Here is a 17959-nt window from a genome sequence, read left to right as displayed (position 1 = left end):
AGGATAACGAGTCCGGGCCGGGCGTATAGATGATACGGGGCGGGAAGCGATTCGCGCCCGCCTCCGATCATGCTTCGGAAAGGAACGACCGCGCATGTACAAGGTGTTGCTCGCCGACGACGAGCAGCTCGACCTGGACGGGCTTCGCCGCTTTACGCCGTGGGAGGAGCTGGGGATGGAAGTCGCGGCCGCAGTGAACAGCGGTTATGCGGCGCTGGACGTGATGAGCCGGGAGACGATCGACGTGCTCGTGACCGATATCCGAATGCCGAACATGTCCGGCCTGGAGCTCGCGAGGCAAGCGGCCGCGCTTCGTCCCGGGCTGAAGGTCGTATTCGTGAGCGGCTATGCCGACTTTCAGTACGCGAAGCAGGCAATCCAAATGAACGCGTGCAGCTACGTGCTCAAGCCGGTCGACGACGAAGACATGGCGCAGGCGCTGCGAACGGCGGCGGAGTCGCTCGATCGGGAGCGGTTCGGCGACAACATGTTTTACGGCAAAGGCCGCTTGATCGGGCCCGGCGGCCGCGATCCGCGCGTCGCGCGGGACGTCGCGGAGCCGGATGCCGTGCTGGGCGACATGTTCGCGGCGATATCGCGCTACGAGCTCGTCCGGATCGACGACGCCATCGGCGATTTGTTCGCGCTGGCAAGCAGCGTCGGCACGAAGCATGCGGCGTATCATTTCGTCCTGTACGCGATCGCCAAGCTGGACGATTATTTGCGCGAGTTCAACGAATCGTTTTACAAGCTGACCGGCACGGAGCTGCAAAGCATGGAGCTGCTGTTCCGTTTCGAAACGGCCGAAGACGTAAGAAGCTGGCTGCGGCGCAAAACGTTCGAAATTTCCGAGAAGCTGCACCGCAAACGGGTCAAAAAAAACCGCCGGCTCGTCGAGGAAATCAAGCGGTACGTCGAGGAGCGTCTCGACGGCTCCGTTACGGTGCGCGACGCCGCGAACCGGTTTTCGTTCGCCCCGAACTATTTGGGCCACTTGTTCAAGGAAGAGACCGGGATCAATTTCAGCGATTACGTCATCGCCCGGCGGCTGGAGAAAGCGAGGCGGCTGCTGCAGGACCCGAAGCTGAAAGTGTATGAGGTCGCCGGGCTTGTCGGCTACCGCAGTCTGACGTACTTCAGCCGCCATTTCAAAGACACGTTCGGCATGACGCCGGGCGAATACCGCAGGCGGTGCTGACATGCGGGCCGGGACGATCTCGTTCGGACAAAAGCTCGTCTTGTCGTATTTGGCGTTCGTGCTTATTCCGGTCGTTCTGATCGGCGCGTACGCGTATACGTCGACGCGCCGGTCCGTCAAGGAGCAGTATTCCGCGGGCATTCAAGGGACGCTGCGTCAAATGAAAGACAACGTCGCCTACGCGCTGGAAGATTTGAAGCGCGTCTCCGGCTTGCTCTATTACGACCAGAAGCTGCAGCAGTACTTGCGCAGCTACGAGGAAGGCTGGGCGAGCTACGAGGCGACGACGAACTATTTGAAGCCGAAGCTGCTGGGCGCGACGAACGCGACCGGCGTTCCGATCTGGCTGTCCGTCTATGTCGCGAGCGACACGCTGCCGGAAATCTATTACGCCCAAAATCCGGACGCGGACCCGCTGCAATCGAAGGCCGGACGGTTCGAGCTGTACCATATCGGACGGATCGCGGACCGCGCTTGGTACGCCGGGCTGCCGGGGGCGGAAGGGAAACCGGACGCGACCGTTCGCTTCATGCAAATCGAAACGGATGCGGCGTTCCGCAACATTTCGCTCGTGCGCCGGCTGAACGACGAATACCGGCTGAACCCGCTCGGCCTCATCCGCATCACGGTAAAAATCGGGGAGCTGTTCAAGACGATCGACGCGCAAAAAATCGGCGACGCGACCTACATCGCCGTCCTGAACGAAAGGCGCGAGCCGATGTACACCTCCGGCGATCCGCCGCGGCTCCTGCCGGGAAGCGGGAAGGCGCGGAGCTTCTTCACCGTCGAGGAGGCGGTTCCCGAGCTCGGCTGGACGATCGCGGCTTACGTCCCGAACCGGCTCGTCGAGAGCGGGGCGGCCAAAGTGCGCCATTTGACGCTGTTCGTCTGCTTCGTCAGCTTCCTGTTTTTGGCGCTGCTCGGCGTCGTCGTCTCGCGGTTTTTCGCGAGCCGGGTCGCGAATGTGGTCGCCGTGCTCGACGCATTCCGCGAGGGCGACTTCCTTCGGCGGACGGCTTATTCCGGAGGCGACGAATTCGCCCGCATTTTTCAGGCGCTGAACGAGATGGGGGAACAGACCGACAAGCTGATCCGCGACGTGTACGTCGCCAATTTGCGCAAGCGGGAAGCCGAGCTGGCGGCGCTGCAGGCGCAGATCAATCCGCATTTTTTGTACAACACGCTGTCCTCGATCAGCCGTCTGGCGAAGTTCGGGGAAATCGGCAAGCTGCACGACATGGTGTTGGCTCTGGCGAAATTTTATCGGCTTACGCTGAGCGACGGGCGCGCGATCATCCCGATCGAGGACGAATGGCAGCAGGCGCGGGCGTATGTCGACATTCAGCGAATCAAGCATCGGGACCGGCTCCGCTTCAGCTTCCGGATCGACGAAGAGTTGTTCCGGTACGATACGATCAAGCTCATTTTGCAGCCGTTCATCGAGAACGTGCTGGAGCATTCGTGGTACGGCGACGAGCCGATTTGGCTGAAAATATGGGGCTATGCGCAGGACGAAACGCTCGTGTTCCAAATTATCGACGACGGCGTCGGCATGCCCCCGGGCAAAATCGAGGCGATTTTCGCCCCTTCCGGCGTCAAGGCCGGCTACGGCATCCGCAACGTGCACGAGCGCATTCGCCTGCAGTTCGGGGAGCCGTACGGCGTCTCGATCCGCAGCGGGCGCGGCATCGGCACCTCGGTCAAGATCGTGATCCCGAAATTCGCGGAAGGATAGCGCCGTTCGCGCGGCAAAGACTGCGCCCTTTTTGCTTCAAGCGGTGAATAGTGCAATTTTTCGTTGATGGGAGTGCTAAAACTTTCCTTGAAAGCGCTATAAGATGGAGGGGAAAGGAGGTCCATCTTATCATGCTTTGGCATCAAGAACCTGGCATCAAGGAGAGGATAAGCGATGATCAAGCGAAAATCGGCAATGCTGTTCATGCTGGCCGCCCTGTTTTCGTCCTTGTTTGCGTGGAACGCGTACGGGCAGGAACAGACGGACGCTCGGACGACGTCGGATGCGGGTCAAGGCGGCGGCGTGGAATGGACGGTGAAGCGGACGGAGGAGCTGACCTGGAAACGGACGGAAGAAATTACGTACAAGGCGGTCGACGGAAGCGGGGGCGGAGGAGGAGGCGGAGGGAATATGGTTTGGCAAACGAACAATACGGCTTATTTGAACTCGTACTGGTTCAGCGGGGTCGAGCCATTGACCGACGCGCAAATGAAAGAGCGCGTGCTGGAGCTGCAGAAGTATAAAATCAAATATCAACTGGCGGACATCGGCATTCTCGTCGACAGCGGCGACGCATACAACGGCACGCTTCCGGAAAATGGCTATGCGGAGCTCGGACGGTGGATGAAAATTTCGCGAGAGACGGACCCCGCGCAAAAAATTATCGCAACGGTCAATTACGGCAGACGATATTTTTGGGTAAACGGCCAGCGGGTCAGCAATCCGAACTTCGGAAACGCCGTCTTCAACGACAACTTGCGGGCGTTCGCCGACAAAATCGTCAATCAAGGCGTGCTGTACGAAGGACAATGGTACAAGGCGGACGGCATCCAGCTCGACATCGAAGGATTCCTGCCGAACGATCCGGTGCTCAAAGCGACGGCGCAGCACGTACGGACCGCATTGAGCGAGACGGCCGTCTATTCGATCGCTTCGCCGGCCGACCCGGCCGTTTGGTCCGACGCCTACGTCACGGAAATGGCCGGCATTTTCAATATGCTGAACCCGATGATGTACGATCAGATGGGCTGGGGCTCCCCGGTCGTTTCCCCGGAAACGTACCGGCAGCTGTGGAAATCGACGATCGTCCGGTACGCGCACGCCATCGCGAACAGCAGCCGGCCGTCCGCGATGCTGAATCCGACGATGCCCGCCTACGAGAAAAAGGTCGCGGAGGACGGAACGGTCTACCACGATCCCGCCGTCGAAAACATTCTCAACGCGGCGATAGGGTTGAAAATGGCGAGGGATCAGCTGGCGATCGACCGGAAAGCGGATCCGAGAATCGCCAAAAACGGCGTACACGGGGCGGGCATATTTTGGTGGAGCACATTCATTCTTATCGGTCCGGACCCGAACGATCCTTACGGCCACGATTACGCGCCGGACCGGGAATGGTGGATGAAGGAGTGGGTCGCCCAAAAGTAGCGCTCGGCTTAGGCATATCCGATTACCCGTCCCCGGCAGGGGGCGGGTATTTTTGCCGGAACGGGAACGACGCACGTAGTGCTTTCCGCTTAATTTTGCGTAAAACGGCCGTTAGACCTAACATTTGGGTCTTTGCTTACCGAAACATTCCAGTGTATGGTTAATCCATAATCGTCACCGAGAATCGGACATCCGGGAGGAAACGGAAATGAAGCGGAAAGCGGCGGCCGTCGCGATGTCGGCATTGTTTATGTTGTTGTGGGGGACGATCGCCGTATTCGGGCAAGCGGCGACGGGCGGCGAAGAGCCGCCGCAGCGGCAGGTCGACAATGCCGCTTATTTGAATTCGTACTGGTTCAGCGGGGCCGAGCCGCTGACGGACGAACAGATGAAGGAGCGGGTGCTCGGGCTGCAGCAATACCGGATTCGCTACCAGCTGGCGGATGTCGGGATGCTGGTTTCAAACGGCGGGGCGACGAACGGGACGCTGCCGGAGGGCGGCTACGCGGAGCTCGCCCGCTGGATGAAGGCGACGCGGGAGAACGCTCCCGACCAGCGCGTCGTCGTGACGGTCAGCGACGGCACGCGGTACGCATGGCAGGACGGCAGGCGGGTAAGCAACCCGACCTTCGGCAACGACGTCTACAACGCCAATCTGCGCGCCGTCGCGGACAAGTTCGTCAACCAGGGAATCCCGTACGAAGGGAAGCTGTACAAGGCGGACGGCATTCATCTCGATATCGAAGGGTTTTTGCCGGACGATGCGGTATTGCTGAAGACGGCGCGCCACGTCCGGACCGTATTGAACGACGAGGCGATTTTCTCGATCGCCGCCCCGACGGATGCGGCGGTATGGTCGGACGCGTACATTCGCGAGATCGCCGGCGTGTTCAATATGATCCATCCGATGATGTACGACCAGATGGGCTGGGGATCGCCCGTCGACAGTCCGGAAACGTACCGGCGATTTTGGGAAACGACGATCGTCCGGTATGCGCGCGCCATTGCGCAAAGCGCCCGCCCGTCCGTCAAGCTCGTGCCGACGATGCCGGCCTACGAGAAGAAGACGGCGGAGGACGGCACGGTCTACCACGATCCGGCGGTCGAGCATATCGCGAACGCCGCCGCCGGATTGAAGCTGGCCCGGGACCGGCTGGCGCTCGAGCGGACGAGCGATCCGCGGATCGACGCGAACGGCGTGCACGGAGCCGGCATTTTTTGGTGGAGCACGTTCATTCTCGAGGAGCCCGATCCGAGGGACGGTCACGACTACGCCCCGGACCGGCAGTCTTGGATGGACGATTGGGTGCGACATCAATAAACGCGGCGGTGCGTCGCAAAAAGGAAAACATCCGGTCTCGCCTTCAAGGGACGAGCCGGATGTTTTTGTATGTATTAAGATTTAATGATCTCGCGGTTCGGATGACTGAATTCCGCATCCGGCGCATCCAATTCCTGCCTGGCCGTTGGAATCGAACGAACGGGAAAACCTCCGGTTAACTCGCTCTCCTATCGGCGTCGTTTCGAAATACATGGAAAAGCTCCCGATAAAATGGCGTAGTATCGGCGAAAAGTACGGTTTGGTCGACATTAGCGGGACGTTTTCCCGTTGTTCCGCCCGGAAACGGGAAACGACCGAAAATAGCGGGAACATTTCCATCTCGCTTCCCGCTTCGCCTCCGTTTCGGCACAACCAACAAGGTTCGGAGCAAATAAGCAATGGTGTCCGTTACGATTGAAAACGGCCGATTTTCGCGAAATAAGCGCCGTGGCGTCCGTTACGTTTCGGAAGCCGTCGGTTTGCGCTCATCCTCGAAAGACGTCGATAGACGTTTTTGTTTGTGGGGATGAGGCGTCAGGAATCGATGGTCTGTTTCAGTTTGTTCATTTCGGCTAAAACCATTTCGTTGCTCGTCCGGATAAAGTCCAGGATGAGAAGCGTTTCCCGCTCGTCGTATTTCGAGATGATGTCGATCGTCGCCTCGGTGATCGACCGGAATAACGGCGAGATGCGCGCGGAGCCGTCCGATGCCGGTTTGACGATAACGCGCCTCCGATCGTTCGGATCTTTATCGCGGATCACGTACCCGGCCTGCTCCAGCCGATCGATAACGCTTGTAACGGCTCCCGTCGTCAAGCCGGTCAATTGCGCCAGCTGGCCGGCGGTCACCGGGCCGGAACGGTACAGGAAATCGAGGCATTTATGGTCGGTGACGTTGAGGCCCAGCCGATCGGATATGAGCTGGTGGAGCATAACGGCTCGCGCGCTGTTTTGGCGCAGCTCGTCGAGCAGCGCCTGCTGGGAGGCTGTCAGCTCCGCAAGCCGTGCGTCGTTATTTTCGCTTGACATATGAAAACCTCCAAGCTAAGATGATAATATCTTGATGAATTGAGATAATTAATTAATCGAGAATATTTTCTCATCAAGATTGTTATGCTCTTCAGTATAACATAGCCCGCATACACCGCCAAACGAATTCCCAATGGAGAGGAACGATGCGAAATGACGAATCAAGAAGATTTGAAAGCGATCGGCGAATTAATGGAAAAGTTGAGCGACAGCTGGAACAGAGGCGACGGCGCCGCCTACGGCGATTGTTTTACGGAGGACGCCGATTACGTGACGTTCATGGGGTAGCATTTGAAGGGGCGCAAGCAAATCGCCGACGTTCACCAAATGCTGTTCGACGGACCGCTTAAAGGCTCCGTCTTGGTTTCCAGCGTTTCGCGCGAGCTCCGGGCGCGGTTCATCGCCCCCGATGTTGCGATCATTCATGCGACAGGCGAGACAAAGCTTGCGGATCCGGCGCAAGATCGCGGCGACAGAGGATCGATCAATACGAATGTCGTCGTGAAGCGAAACGGCAGCTGGAAGCTGACCGCCTTTCATAACTGCCGTATCCAGGAGATGCCTGCGGGCAGGCGCTAAACCGGAATGGCATGCCCGAACGCCGGCTCCGCCAAGCTGCGGCTCCCGTCCTGCCGCTATCCGGGGCGTCAGGCGTGTAGAGTCGCAGCGGTTGCGGCAGCAATTGCCGCAGCGCAGCGAAGCGAAACGAAAGCGGAGCCCGTTTTCCGCTATGGGGCGGAACGGCCCACGAATACGGAGAAATAGCGGAAATTCGCTTCCTTTATTTGTCTGTCTGCGCCAGATTACGCAAAAATAGCGGAACGTTTGTTCCGCTATTTTCCGCCATTCGCCGTTTCGGCTGCCGCATATGTTCGGCTTTCGCAATCCGCTCAACTTCCGCAATCCGCTGTTCGCGGCTGCTTTCGTTATCCGTCCCGACCGCCGAAAGCCGCTTCATCCTTCGCAATCCGAATATCGTTCGCGCTATTGCAGCACGACCGTGTCGCCTTCCTGCAGCCCTTCCAGCACCTCGGTTTTGTCGGCCGTTTCGAGCCCGACCTTGATCGGCCGCTTTTGCGGGCCTTCGGGCGTTTCGACCATGACGTAGTAGCCGTCCTTGTCGCGCTGCACCGCGATCGTGGATACGGTAAGCACGTCTTTTTTGTTGTCCGTTTCGATCGCGGCGGTCAAGTTCAGCCCGGCGACAAGGCTTTCGTGCGTATCGAGCGAGATGACGACCTCGAATTGCGCCGGACCGGTATTGTTCGTCCCGGTCGTTTTCGGAAACTTCGACACTTTTTCGACTTTGCCGGTCAGCTTCGTCTGCTTCATCGCGTCGATCGTAATTTGCGCCTGCATGCCCGGCTGAATCCGGAAGACGTCGTATTCCCCGACCGACGTCGTCATTTGCAGCCTGGAGACGTCGACGATTTTGCCGACCGCTTCGCCTTCGGCCACCTTTTGCGGCTTGGCGGCCGCCGTGAGCATGAAAATGCCGGATTCGGGCGCGGTCACGGCCGCTTTCGCCAGCTTGTCCCGCTTCGTTTCGAGCTGGGCGCCGAGCAACGAACGGTTGATTTGATCCAGCTCGTCCTGTACGCCCTTCGAAGCGTGCTTCGCATAACGCTGCAGCGCCTCGCCTTCGTTCGCGGCGATCGTTTCGCCGGCTTTCGCCGCGGCGGCCTGCTCGGCTTCCCTAAGCTGCGCCTCCAGCTCGGACTTGCGAATCGCCGACGTCTGCTGGGCGATCTCGTCGCGAATCGCCTTGTCGTCGAGCTTGAACAGCGGGCTGCCTTTCTCGACCTGGGCGCCGTCCGCCGCCAGCCACTCGGCCACGTCGGCCGAAAACGGCGCGTATACGATCGTCTCCTTGACGTAGGCCGATTTCCCTTTCACCTCGACCGCGTTCGCCAAGTTTTCCTTCGCGACCTTGAACGTCAGCTTGTCGCTCTGCTGTGCCGCCGGCGTCCTCGGCGCGCCGGGATGGCTTTGCACGTACAGCAGGCTGCTGACGGCGAACAGCAGCACCGCGATCCCGAAGTACAGCCACGTTTTCTTTTTACGCATTGCGCTTGCTCCTTTAACCCGTTTCTATTCTCGCTTGATCGCGGTGAGGGCGTCGGTTCGCGACGCTTTGATCGCCGGGAAAATGCCGGACATGACGCCGGTCAGCACCGCGAAAAACATGCCGAGCGGCAAAATCCAAAAGCTGATGAACAATATTTCCGCGTCTCCGCCGCCCCCGCCTCCGTTGTTCGTGCGGATCAAAATGATGTTGATCCCCCAGATGACCCAATAGGCGAACAAAATGCCGGCCAATCCGCCGATGAAGCCGAGGAGCGCCGATTCGACGACGAACATGTTGCGGATCTGCTTCAAGTTGGCGCCGAGCACTTTCATGATGCCGATTTGCCGCCGCCGTTGATGCGTCGACATCGTCATGGCGACGATGATGGAGATCGAGGCGACGAATAAAATGAACAGGCCGGCGCCGCCGAATATGATGCGGACGATGACGAACTCTTTGCCGAGGCTTTCCTGCCGGCTCAAATTGTTCATCGTGCGCAGCTTCAGCGACTGGATCAGCCGGTCCGTCTCGGCGACGTTCGCCGCCTGATCGACCTTGACGACGACGGTGTCGTAGCTGCTCTCCGCGCTGCCGGCCAACGTCGTCGTATCCCCGCTGGCCGCGGCGATCGCCTCCTTGATCTGCCGGGCGAGGCCGGGCGAGATGTACGCCGTTTTTTGCGAGAAATAAAGGGCGCGGTCCGACGAATAGTCCGGGCGCTTCTCGATGGCGACGACCCGCACCGGAAATTCGACCGTTCGCGTCGTCCCGTCTCCGAGCGTGATCGTTTTGGTCAGGCGGATTTGCTTGCGGTACAGCGGGTACGAAACGATTTTGGCCGTTTCGCGGCCTTCGATGATCGCCCGCTCCTCCTCGGCCCGCTGGCGCTGCGCCGATTCGCTAAACGACGATTGGAGGTCGCGGAGCCCGAGCGTCGCCGTATAGCTGAGCACGATGACGTTGTCCTGGTCGACCGGAGCCCCTTGCTGAAACTCCGTCCCGAAATCGGCGAGCGTCGTCAAATCGGTGGCGAACAGCTCCACGGAGGCGACTTTGGAGTCGTCCGCGACGAACTCCATTTGGCCGACGTTCTCTTTGCCGGCGACGCTTTTCACGTGCGGCAGCGAACGGATGAGATTCAGCTTCTGCTTCGTCAGCACGCCGAAATCGTCGTCCCCGCCCGACGGTTGTCCCGAGCCGCGTGCGCTGTTCATGACGGTAATTTCGTCCGTTTTCAAATAATAGCTCATCTGCTTCGTGCTGTAGTGCGAGATCGATTCGCCGAACGCCAGGGCGACGACGATCGAAGCCGAGCCGATGGCGATGCCCATGACGCACAGCAGCGTGACGACTTTGCGGCGCCGCAGCTGATCCCAGCCGAGCACGATATAATCGCGCAATCTCATGGCCGCACCTCCGCAGGCCGCCGATTCGCGCCGCCCGGAGCCGGATCGTCGGGAGCGTCTTGCGGGTCCGGCTCGACGAGCCGGCCGTCGCGCAGCTGAATGATGCGCTTCGTCCGCCGGGCCACTTCGTGCTCGTGCGTGACGATGACGAACGTGATGCCGGAATTTTCGTTCAGCTCGATGAGCAGATCGATAATTTCCGCTTCCGTCTTCGTATCGAGATTGCCCGTCGGCTCGTCGGCGAAGACGACCGCGGGCTCCGTAATGAGCGAGCGGGCGATGCTGACCCGCTGCTGCTGGCCGCCGGACAGCTGCGACGGAAACAGCTCCGTTTTGCCCGTCAAGCCGACGCGCGAGAGCAGCTCGCCAGCCCGCTCGCGCCGCTCCTTGACGCTTCGTCCCTGAAAAACGAGCGGCAGCTCGACGTTTTCGCGCACGGTCAGGTGGGGAATCAATTCGTACGATTGGAAAATAAAGCCGATGTGGGTGCGCCGGAAGACGGCGAGCTCGTTTTCGCCCATCGCCTCGATCCGGCGTCCGGCGATGAGGATGCTGCCTTCGGTCGGCTTCATCAGGCCGGCCATCAAGTTGAGCAGCGTCGATTTGCCCGAGCCGGAGCTGCCGAGCAGCGCGACCATTTCTCCGCGTTCGACGCGGAAGTCGATCCCGGCGAGCACTTGCGTCGATTCGTTCCCGTTCGGGAACGAATGGGAAAGCTGTTGCACGACTAGCACGATACCCCTCCGAATAATTGAATTGCGCGCTGCCATTGTCCGTTGCCGCGAAACCGCTCGCGGACCGTTTCGCAAACAGTTCCTATGTTACAGGAAGGGGCTTAATAGTTTTTCAAGAAAAAGTGAAGTTTTTCTTAACGTTTTCGAGGGAAGGCGTCCGGTCGAACGGGGGGCCGAGCCGGAAGCGGCCCGGGCCATGAACGAAGCGTCCGCCTCGCCGTCGGCAAGGCGGGTCCAGTATTCGCTGGAGCAAAGCGAGGTTTCGCCGAAGCGACAAGGCAAGATCGGCTTATTTGTAAACGCGGGGAACGCGGCTGCCGACGGCGCAGACGACCTCGTAATTGATCGTGCCGAGCAGCGCGGCGATGTCGTCCGCCGTGACGCAGTCGTCTTTCGAGCGGCCGATCAGGACGACTTCGTCGCCGGCGCGGACGCCCGGGACGTCGGTGACGTCCAGCATCGTTTGGTCCATGCACACGTTGCCGGCGTACGGAACGCGCGCGCCGCGGACAAGGGCGCTTCCCCGGCCGGACAGCCGGCGGGACAAGCCGTCCGCGTAGCCGATCGGAACGGTGGCGATCCGGCTTTCGCGCTCCGGCACGAAGGCGCAGCCGTAGCCGACCGGTTGGCCGGGAGCCGTACGCTTGACGTAGGCGATTTTCGATTTCAGGGCGAAAGCGGGGCGCAGCGGATATTGCGGCAATCTCGCGTGCTCGGACGGATAAAGCCCGTACAGCGCGATTCCGACGCGCACCATGTCCAGATGCATATGCGGATAGCGCATCGTCGCCGCGCTGTTGCAGCAATGCTTGACCGGCACGTCGATTCCGTTCGCTTCAAGCCGGCGCGCGATTTCGAGAAACGCCCCGAACTGCCGCTCCGTATAATCCGGATCGCGGCCGTCCGCATCGGCGAAATGGGTGAACATCCCTTCCAGCGCGACGAGACGGGACGAAGCCGCTTTGCGGGCGAGCCGCAGCGCGTCGTCCGGATCCGACACGCCGATCCGGTTCATCCCGGTGTCGATTTTCAAGTGAACGATTGCCCGCTTCCGCAGCCGCTCCGTCCAATGGACGACCGCATCCAGGACGTCGCCGGTAAAAACGGTCAGCCCGACGTCGCGCTCGACGGCCGCACGAACCGATTCGGGCGGCGTATAGCCGAGCACGAGCACCGGCTGCGCAATGCCGGCGTCGCGAAGCTGCAGCGCCTCGTCGACGATGGCGACGCCGAGCCGATCGGCGCCGGCGGCGAGGGCGGCGCGCGCCGTCCGGACGGCGCCGTGGCCGTAGCCGTTCGCCTTGACGACGGCCATCAGGGCGGTGCGGCCCGTCATATTCGTTTTGAACAGCCTCGCATTGTGCGCAATCGCCGCCAAATCGATGTCCGCCCAAGTATGGCGGTATCCGATCGACGGCGCAACGCCGGTCGTAGGTTCGTCCATTGCAATCTCCCGCAGCGTAAAATATCGTATACGAGCAGTATAGGGCAGGGGGGCGGCCGCCGTCTTCGTCCGGCGAAACGAAAAACGGGGCGGGCGTTTGTCGGCCGCCACAACCGTACGTTCGGAGGTAGCTTCGCTTCGGACCGGCGGACGCTTGCCCGTTCCGCCGTCTTTATTTTTTCGCCCGGACCGGCTTCGAACGGCTCGCTTTCTTTTGACGGCGATTCGAGGTATCATTCTACTAGCCTATTTGTTTCCACGAACCGATCGGAACATACGCAAACAAGACACGAGAAACGAGGGATATGCGATTGGAACTGCGACCATACCGGCAGACGGATTACGATGGGGTGCTGAAGCTGGACGAGCTCGCCTTGCGGGAAGCGGGCGCCAATAAAGACGGCGGGCCGCGGGACGACGATTTGCGCGATATCGAGGCGGCCTTTGCGGGGAGCGGCGGCGAGTGTTGGGTCGGCGAGGAGGACGGCGATATCGTGGCAATGGGCGCTTTCCGCCCGACGTCGAACGATACGGCCGAAATCAAGCGGCTGCGGGTCGCGCCCGCGCTGCAGCGCCGCGGCTACGGACGCCGCATGCTCGATAAGCTGGAGGAACGGGCGAAGGCGCGCGGCTGCGTGCTGCTCCATCTGGATACGACGGCGGAGCAAACGGCGGCGCGGCGGCTGTGCGAAAGCGCGGGCTATTCGGTGCACGACCGGCGGGTCGTCGACGGCGGCGACCGCTACATGTACGCGAAATGGCTCGGCGACCCGGAAGCGGTCAAAGAAATGACGCCCGAGGAGGAAGCGAAGTTTTACGCCGATTGGGACGTGTCGCAGCAGCTGACCGAGTACGCGAAAAGCTTGCTGCGCGAAGGAGCGACGCCGGAGCAGGCGATGGAGAAGGTGCTCGGCTCGGAGCTGTATGCGGATTGGACCGGTACGGAGCGCTGCTTCCGGGTCGAATACGAGGGGATCGAGCTGTACGACGATTTGCTCGCGAACGTGGAATCGGAAGCGTATATCGCGAACATCGAGCGCAAGGCGGAGCGTTTCTTCGAATCTTTCGCCGCGGAGGCGAAGGAGGAAGCTTTGGACGACGCCGACGAAGCGGACGAACGGATATTCGCGCAAAACGGCATTCGCGTCACGCCTTCGCGTCTCGCCTGGGAAATGGCGCGGTTTTCGTGGGCGATCGGGCTGGCGAAGCCGATTCGCTACTTGCACTTTATCGCCTTGTTCTCGGGAGCCTCGATCGTCGATATGGAGCAGGATCAGGTCGACGTGTTGGTCGCGAACAAGGAGAAGGCGATCGAGCTGGCGGAGGCGTTCGCCGGAACGTACGGGGAAAGCCCGCGGCGGTCGGGCGACGCTCCGGAGGAGCGGTGAGCGGACGCCGAAAAGCGGCAGCCGGCGGACGCCAGGGCAGGCGCGATGGACGGGACGTACCGTGCTTTGGCAACTGAAAAATCAAAGGGACGGGAAAACATCCCGTTAAATTTTCGGTTTTCGCGCGGATAGCTTCATTAGAAGGAAAACCTCCCGTTAACTTCGCCCGGACCGCGCTTTTTGCCGATTCGACGCCGATTTACCGGGAGCTTTTCCCGTTTGTTCGACCCGGCTTCCATTTAGAGACGAAATAGCGGGAGGAATTCCGGTTATATTCGAGTCGGTTGGCCGGATGGGAGGTACGATGTACGGGGTGCGAGGTACGGGGTGCGAGGTACGATGTACGTGGTACGTGGTACGTGGTACGGGGTGCGAGGTACGATGTACGAGGTACGAGGTGCGAGGTACGGGGTACGAGGTACGAGAGAGGTACGCCGGAGTGAACGAACGCGGGTAATGCCGCGAATGGCCGCTTCATTTGCGATTGTCCCGGGGGTCGGAGCATTCTGGAACTTGGCGGAAAAACCCGTATAATGATAGGTACGCGCCCCGTCCCGTACCGAACGCGACGCGAAAAAGGAGAGCGGTCCGCCATATGCGCAGAGCGAGCGATTTTTTGTATGTACGGTTGTACAAAACGTTGAAAGATCAAATATTGACCGGCCTCATCAAGCCAGGCGACTATTTGGCGCCGGAAAACGAGCTGTGCAGGCATTACGGGCTGAGCCGCAACTCCGTGCGGAAGGCGCTGGACGAGCTGCACAAGGAAGGACTCGTCGTGAAAAAGGTCGGGCTCGGCACGTTCGTTCCCGCCGACGTGGCGATCGGCGACGCCGACCGCAAAAAGCTGCGGATCGTCGCGCCGTTTCCGGCCTACTTCGTGGACAACGGCTTGCCGCTGCTGTGCGACGCTTTTCGGCGCAAATATCCGCACGTGGACATCCACGTGCTGAGCCTGCCGAACGATACGTACGTCGAATCGCTGCTGCAAAGCGGCCGATTGGGCTTTACGCCGGATATCGTGCTGCTCGGCGAAGGGCAGCTTTCGCAGATGGACGATCGAAGCGCGTTCGCCGACCTGACGCCGGCCGTCGGCGAATCGGTCCGGGGACTGTACCCGCCGCTGCGCCGCCCGTTAGGCTCCGGACCGGCCGTCCGGGCCGTACCGGTCACCTTTTCGCCGCTTTGCCTCGCGTACAATCCCGAGCTGTTCGCCGCGGCGGGCGTCCCGGCGCCCGGTTCCGACTGGCGGGCGGACGATTTCGCCGCCGCGGCCGAACGGCTCACTTCCGTATCCGCCGGCCGCATCGACCGGTTCGGCTTCAGCCTGCATCCGTCGCTGAGCCGCTGGCTCGTGTTCGCCCTGCAAAACGGCATGAAGCCGGACGGGCCGGACAACCGGCGCGCGATCGCGCAGGCGCTGGAGCGGCTGCAGGATTGGCTGCACCGGAAACGGATCGCGACCGTGTACACGGACAGCAAAAACTTGACCAATCCGTTTATTTACGGCAAAGCGGCGATGACATTGACGACTTTGTTCGAAATGTCGACCTGGCAGGAGCGGGGGATCGACTTCGCGCCGATGATCGCGCCGCTTCCGTTCGGGGAGACGAAAGCGACGCTGATGCAGGCGAATTTGCTGATGGTGCCGAGCGATTGCGCCGATCCGAAGCTTTCGCTGGCATTCGTCGGCATGGCGCTGGAGGACGGCATGCAGCGGCTGCTGTCCGGGAGGACGCCGTTTTTGTCCGTTCTGGATACGGTCAATGCCGGCGTCCATTCGCCCGATTACTTGCGCGCCCTCAATATCGGGGACGGCTTGATCGACAACAATTTCTTTTTGCACGAGCTGATCGACGAGCAAATCGACCAGTCCGATTTGATGGTCGACATGAGCTTGTTTTGGCTCGGTCTCGAGGACGCCCGGGCGATCGCGGAACGGTTTTGACGCAATCAAACGGCAACGCCCCGTTCCCGCCTGAAGGCGGAACGGGGCGTTTCACGTTGCTTATAGGCCGGCTATAGGCCGAGCAGCGCCGCGGCGTTGCCGCGGCACAAGGCGGCGCGCCGCTCGGGCGCTATGTCGGCGGCGGCCAGCTGCAGCGCCGTCGCTTCCGGCACCTGGATCGGCGCGCAGGAGCCGTAGCCGAACCGGGTCCAGGCATTGCCGCGGCAAAGCGAGGCGACGACGCCGATCGGACCGTTCGCGAACCAAAGATCGAGCAAAACGCGGTCGGCTTGCTCGCCGTCGTTCAAATGCTCCGCGACGCTTTTCCATTCCGAAGCCCGCAGGCCGCTCAAAATGACGGGAAGCTCGCCCGCGCGGCGAAGCAGCTCCGCCACTTCGTGGAACGGGACCGGTACGACCGGATAGCGCGGATGGACGAGCCGCTCGTCCTCGAGCCGGACGCATAGGTGCAGCGGCAGCCCGTACCGGGCGAGCCGGTCGACGAGCCCGGCCGCTGCGGCTTCCGCGAGCCCGTACCGGTGGTAGCCCGGCACGAGCCGAATTCCGCGCGCCCCGGCGCCGGCCGCCCAGTCGAGCTCCCGTTCCCAGCCGGCTTCCGCCGGGTTGACGATGGCGAACGGAAGCAGCCGTTCGTCGCCGGCCGTTTCGCGCAGCAGCTCCTCGTTGCCGGTTCGCGTATCGAAGCCGAAGATGGAGGCGATATGGCTGACGCACAGCGCGCCGAGCCCGAGCCGGTCGGCCATGGCCGACAAATCGCCCGCGGAAGCGCGGACGGGCAGTCTGAACGGCCATTGGCCGATAAACGCGGTCAAGTCGACGGCCCGCTCCGCGGCAAACGGCGCGAGCATTCGTTTTGTCGCCGGGGACTCTACCGCATTCGCATTCGTCCGAACCGGCTCCGAAGCCGCGTCCGGCTTCGCTTTTTCGTTTCTGGCGGTCATGTCGTTACCTCCTGGTCTTAGCCGATCGATTCCGCGGCGTTATAGTCGTCGCAGGCGCGTTCCAGCCGGTTCAACGCCTCGGCGATATCGTCGTCCGCGTGGCTGAAATTGACGTACGATACGTTATACATCGAGACGCCGTGCTTGTAGGCGAGCCGGAAAAAGCGCGGCAGCGAAGCTCCGGCGCCGCCTTCCTTCGCGCCGAAAGCCGGGCACGGCCAAAAGCCGCGAAGCGCGATCGGGATTTGCTTGGCCTCGAGCAGCCGGTTCAGGCCGCTCCACATCGTTTCGCCCTGCTTCCATAGAAAGCCGACGACGTCGCGGCTTCGGTACGTTTCCATGCACGCCTTCGCCGCGGCGAGCGACAGCGTTTCGCCGCCGAACGTCGAAGAAACGACCGCTTTGCCCGGTCCGCAGCACGACATGACTTCTTTCCGCCCGGCGTAGACCGACAGCGGCATCCCGTTCGCGATCCCTTTGCTGAAAACGGCCAAGTCGGGCGTTACGCCGAAATATTGCTGCACCCCGCCGATCGCGACGCGGAAGCCGGTCACGATTTCGTCGAACAGCAGCAGCGTTCCGTGCTTGTCGGCGAGCGACCGCAGGGCGGGGTAAAACGCGCGTCCGGCTTCCATCCCGGCGTAGTCGGCGGCGACGACGACGGCCGCGATTTGGCCGGCGTATTCGTCCAGCAGCCGCTCCAGCGCGGGAATGTCGTTCCACCGGCAGGCATGGTGGAGCGCGCTCACCGCCGCGGGAACGCCCGGCAGCGTGCGGGCGGTGCGGCCCGGCAGCTCGGCGCCGCCGACGGCGCTGGCGTTCAGCCAGCCGTTGTAGCCGATTTGCACGACATGGTCGCGGCCCGTGTAGGCGCGGGCGATCTTGATGGCGGCGGCGATCGCCTCGCCCCCGGTTTTCAGAAAGCGCACCTGCTCCGCGCACGGGATCAGCTCGCGACACAGCTCCGCGACTTCGGCTTCGAGCGTATGCGGGTGCCCGTAGACGATGCCGTTGTCCAACTGCCGGCGTATCGCCTCGTCGACCGCGGGAAACCCGTAGCCGAGCGTAACCGGACCGAGTCCGTTGCGGAAGTCGATATAGTCGCGGCCGTCGGCGTCCCATACGCGGCATCCTTTGCCGCGCACGATCACCCCGGGCTCCTCCGGCGCATACAGCGGCGCTTTCGAGCCCGTGCTCGATCCGCCCGGTATCGATTCGTTCAGCCGCTTCGTCCAGCGCTCGGACTGCGTTGCCTGTACGTCCTGCATGTTTCTCCCCCCGGTATTCATCCGAATGTC

General features: G+C 61.5%; 16 protein-coding genes. 8 read left to right on the top strand and 8 right to left on the bottom strand.

The features are described 5' to 3' along the window. Positions 1–94 precede the first annotated feature (94 nt). From PV407_RS05870 to PV407_RS05855, 4 genes are all read left to right on the top strand, one after another. Positions 95–1198, top strand: a complete 1104-nt coding sequence (locus PV407_RS05870; protein WP_332088959.1) for a helix-turn-helix domain-containing protein — start codon at positions 95–97, stop codon at positions 1196–1198. A 1-nt stretch (position 1199) separates the two neighbouring features. Further along, the gene (locus PV407_RS05865) at positions 1200–2933 is read left to right on the top strand and encodes a sensor histidine kinase (protein WP_332088958.1); all 1734 of its coding nucleotides are present in this window, start codon (positions 1200–1202) and stop codon (positions 2931–2933) included. A gap of 174 nt (positions 2934–3107) precedes the next feature. Then, on the top strand, positions 3108–4361 hold the full coding sequence (locus PV407_RS05860; RefSeq protein ID WP_332088957.1) for a hypothetical protein: 1254 nt from the start codon (positions 3108–3110) through the stop codon (positions 4359–4361). Between the two features lie 208 nt (positions 4362–4569). Further along, positions 4570–5682 carry a glycoside hydrolase family 18 protein gene (locus PV407_RS05855; RefSeq protein WP_332088956.1) on the top strand — a complete coding sequence of 371 codons (1113 nt, stop codon included), beginning with the start codon at positions 4570–4572 and terminating at the stop codon, positions 5680–5682. A 534-nt stretch (positions 5683–6216) separates the two neighbouring features. Here PV407_RS05855 and PV407_RS05850 read toward each other — a convergent pair. Then, positions 6217–6711 (bottom strand): MarR family transcriptional regulator, encoded by a 495-nt coding sequence (locus tag PV407_RS05850; protein ID WP_332088955.1) that lies wholly within the window; start codon positions 6709–6711, stop codon positions 6217–6219. Positions 6712–6864: 153 nt separating this feature from the next. On the opposite strand from PV407_RS05850, the gene PV407_RS05845 reads away from it, so the two are divergent. Both PV407_RS05845 and PV407_RS05840 read left to right on the top strand, forming a co-directional pair. Next, complete coding sequence (locus tag PV407_RS05845; RefSeq protein WP_332088954.1) at positions 6865–6999, top strand: hypothetical protein; 135 nt, start codon at positions 6865–6867, stop codon at positions 6997–6999. A 3-nt stretch (positions 7000–7002) separates the two neighbouring features. After that, positions 7003–7290, top strand: a complete 288-nt coding sequence (locus PV407_RS05840; protein WP_332088953.1) for an SgcJ/EcaC family oxidoreductase — start codon at positions 7003–7005, stop codon at positions 7288–7290. A gap of 202 nt (positions 7291–7492) precedes the next feature. On the opposite strand, the gene PV407_RS05835 is transcribed toward PV407_RS05840, so the two are convergent. The 5 genes from PV407_RS05835 to alr all read right to left on the bottom strand — a co-directional run bounded on the left by PV407_RS05835 (position 7493) and on the right by alr (position 12363). Then, positions 7493–7669, bottom strand: a complete 177-nt coding sequence (locus PV407_RS05835; protein ID WP_332088952.1) for a hypothetical protein — start codon at positions 7667–7669, stop codon at positions 7493–7495. A 26-nt stretch (positions 7670–7695) separates the two neighbouring features. Beyond that, a complete protein-coding gene (locus tag PV407_RS05830) occupies positions 7696–8778 on the bottom strand; it encodes an efflux RND transporter periplasmic adaptor subunit (protein ID WP_332088951.1) in 1083 nt (360 codons plus the stop codon). A 24-nt stretch (positions 8779–8802) separates the two neighbouring features. Continuing rightward, entirely contained in the window at positions 8803–10185 is a 1383-nt protein-coding gene (locus PV407_RS05825) for an ABC transporter permease (protein ID WP_332088950.1), read from the bottom strand. Continuing rightward, entirely contained in the window at positions 10182–10919 is a 738-nt protein-coding gene (locus PV407_RS05820) for an ABC transporter ATP-binding protein (RefSeq protein WP_332088949.1), read from the bottom strand. Before PV407_RS05820 ends, PV407_RS05825 begins: the two co-directional genes overlap by 4 nt. Positions 10920–11208: 289 nt before the next feature. Next, positions 11209–12363 carry an alanine racemase gene (alr, locus tag PV407_RS05815; protein WP_332088948.1) on the bottom strand — a complete coding sequence of 385 codons (1155 nt, stop codon included), beginning with the start codon at positions 12361–12363 and terminating at the stop codon, positions 11209–11211. A 311-nt stretch (positions 12364–12674) separates the two neighbouring features. On the opposite strand from alr, the gene PV407_RS05810 reads away from it, so the two are divergent. Together PV407_RS05810 and PV407_RS05805 are read left to right on the top strand one after the other, a co-directional pair. Next, a complete protein-coding gene (locus tag PV407_RS05810; RefSeq protein WP_332088947.1) occupies positions 12675–13751 on the top strand; it encodes a GNAT family N-acetyltransferase in 1077 nt (358 codons plus the stop codon). 595 nt (positions 13752–14346) lie between these two features. Beyond that, a complete protein-coding gene (locus PV407_RS05805; protein WP_332088946.1) occupies positions 14347–15699 on the top strand; it encodes an extracellular solute-binding protein in 1353 nt (450 codons plus the stop codon). A gap of 71 nt (positions 15700–15770) precedes the next feature. Here PV407_RS05805 and PV407_RS05800 read toward each other — a convergent pair whose 3' ends face one another. After that, positions 15771–16661, bottom strand: a complete 891-nt coding sequence (locus PV407_RS05800) for an amidohydrolase family protein (protein ID WP_332088945.1) — start codon at positions 16659–16661, stop codon at positions 15771–15773. 17 nt (positions 16662–16678) lie between these two features. Further along, positions 16679–17929, bottom strand: a complete 1251-nt coding sequence (locus tag PV407_RS05795; protein ID WP_332088944.1) for an aminotransferase class III-fold pyridoxal phosphate-dependent enzyme — start codon at positions 17927–17929, stop codon at positions 16679–16681. Positions 17930–17959 lie beyond the last annotated feature (30 nt).

Source organism: Paenibacillus sp. GYB003 (assembly GCF_036577625.1).
Taxonomy (GTDB): domain Bacteria; phylum Bacillota; class Bacilli; order Paenibacillales; family NBRC-103111; genus Paenibacillus_AB.
Note: the sequence above shows the minus strand (reverse complement) of the source record. Positions and strands in the feature narration are given on the sequence as shown.

Bases quoted from the DNA above. Each gene is read 5' to 3' on its own strand.
- PV407_RS05870 (WP_332088959.1), top strand. From the start codon at position 95: ATGTACAAGGTGTTGCTCGCCGACGACGAGCAGCTCGACCTGGACGGG.
- PV407_RS05795 (WP_332088944.1), bottom strand. From the start codon at position 17,929: ATGCAGGACGTACAGGCAACGCAGTCCGAGCGCTGGACGAAGCGGCTG.
- PV407_RS05825 (WP_332088950.1), bottom strand. From the start codon at position 10,185: ATGAGATTGCGCGATTATATCGTGCTCGGCTGGGATCAGCTGCGGCGC.
- PV407_RS05835 (WP_332088952.1), bottom strand. From the start codon at position 7,669: ATGAAGCGGCTTTCGGCGGTCGGGACGGATAACGAAAGCAGCCGCGAA.
- PV407_RS05865 (WP_332088958.1), top strand. From the start codon at position 1,200: ATGCGGGCCGGGACGATCTCGTTCGGACAAAAGCTCGTCTTGTCGTAT.
- PV407_RS05855 (WP_332088956.1), top strand. From the start codon at position 4,570: ATGAAGCGGAAAGCGGCGGCCGTCGCGATGTCGGCATTGTTTATGTTG.
- PV407_RS05860 (WP_332088957.1), top strand. From the start codon at position 3,108: ATGATCAAGCGAAAATCGGCAATGCTGTTCATGCTGGCCGCCCTGTTT.
- PV407_RS05800 (WP_332088945.1), bottom strand. From the start codon at position 16,661: ATGACCGCCAGAAACGAAAAAGCGAAGCCGGACGCGGCTTCGGAGCCG.
- PV407_RS05850 (WP_332088955.1), bottom strand. From the start codon at position 6,711: ATGTCAAGCGAAAATAACGACGCACGGCTTGCGGAGCTGACAGCCTCC.
- PV407_RS05805 (WP_332088946.1), top strand. From the start codon at position 14,347: ATGCGCAGAGCGAGCGATTTTTTGTATGTACGGTTGTACAAAACGTTG.
- PV407_RS05830 (WP_332088951.1), bottom strand. From the start codon at position 8,778: ATGCGTAAAAAGAAAACGTGGCTGTACTTCGGGATCGCGGTGCTGCTG.
- alr (WP_332088948.1), bottom strand. From the start codon at position 12,363: ATGGACGAACCTACGACCGGCGTTGCGCCGTCGATCGGATACCGCCAT.
- PV407_RS05845 (WP_332088954.1), top strand. From the start codon at position 6,865: ATGACGAATCAAGAAGATTTGAAAGCGATCGGCGAATTAATGGAAAAG.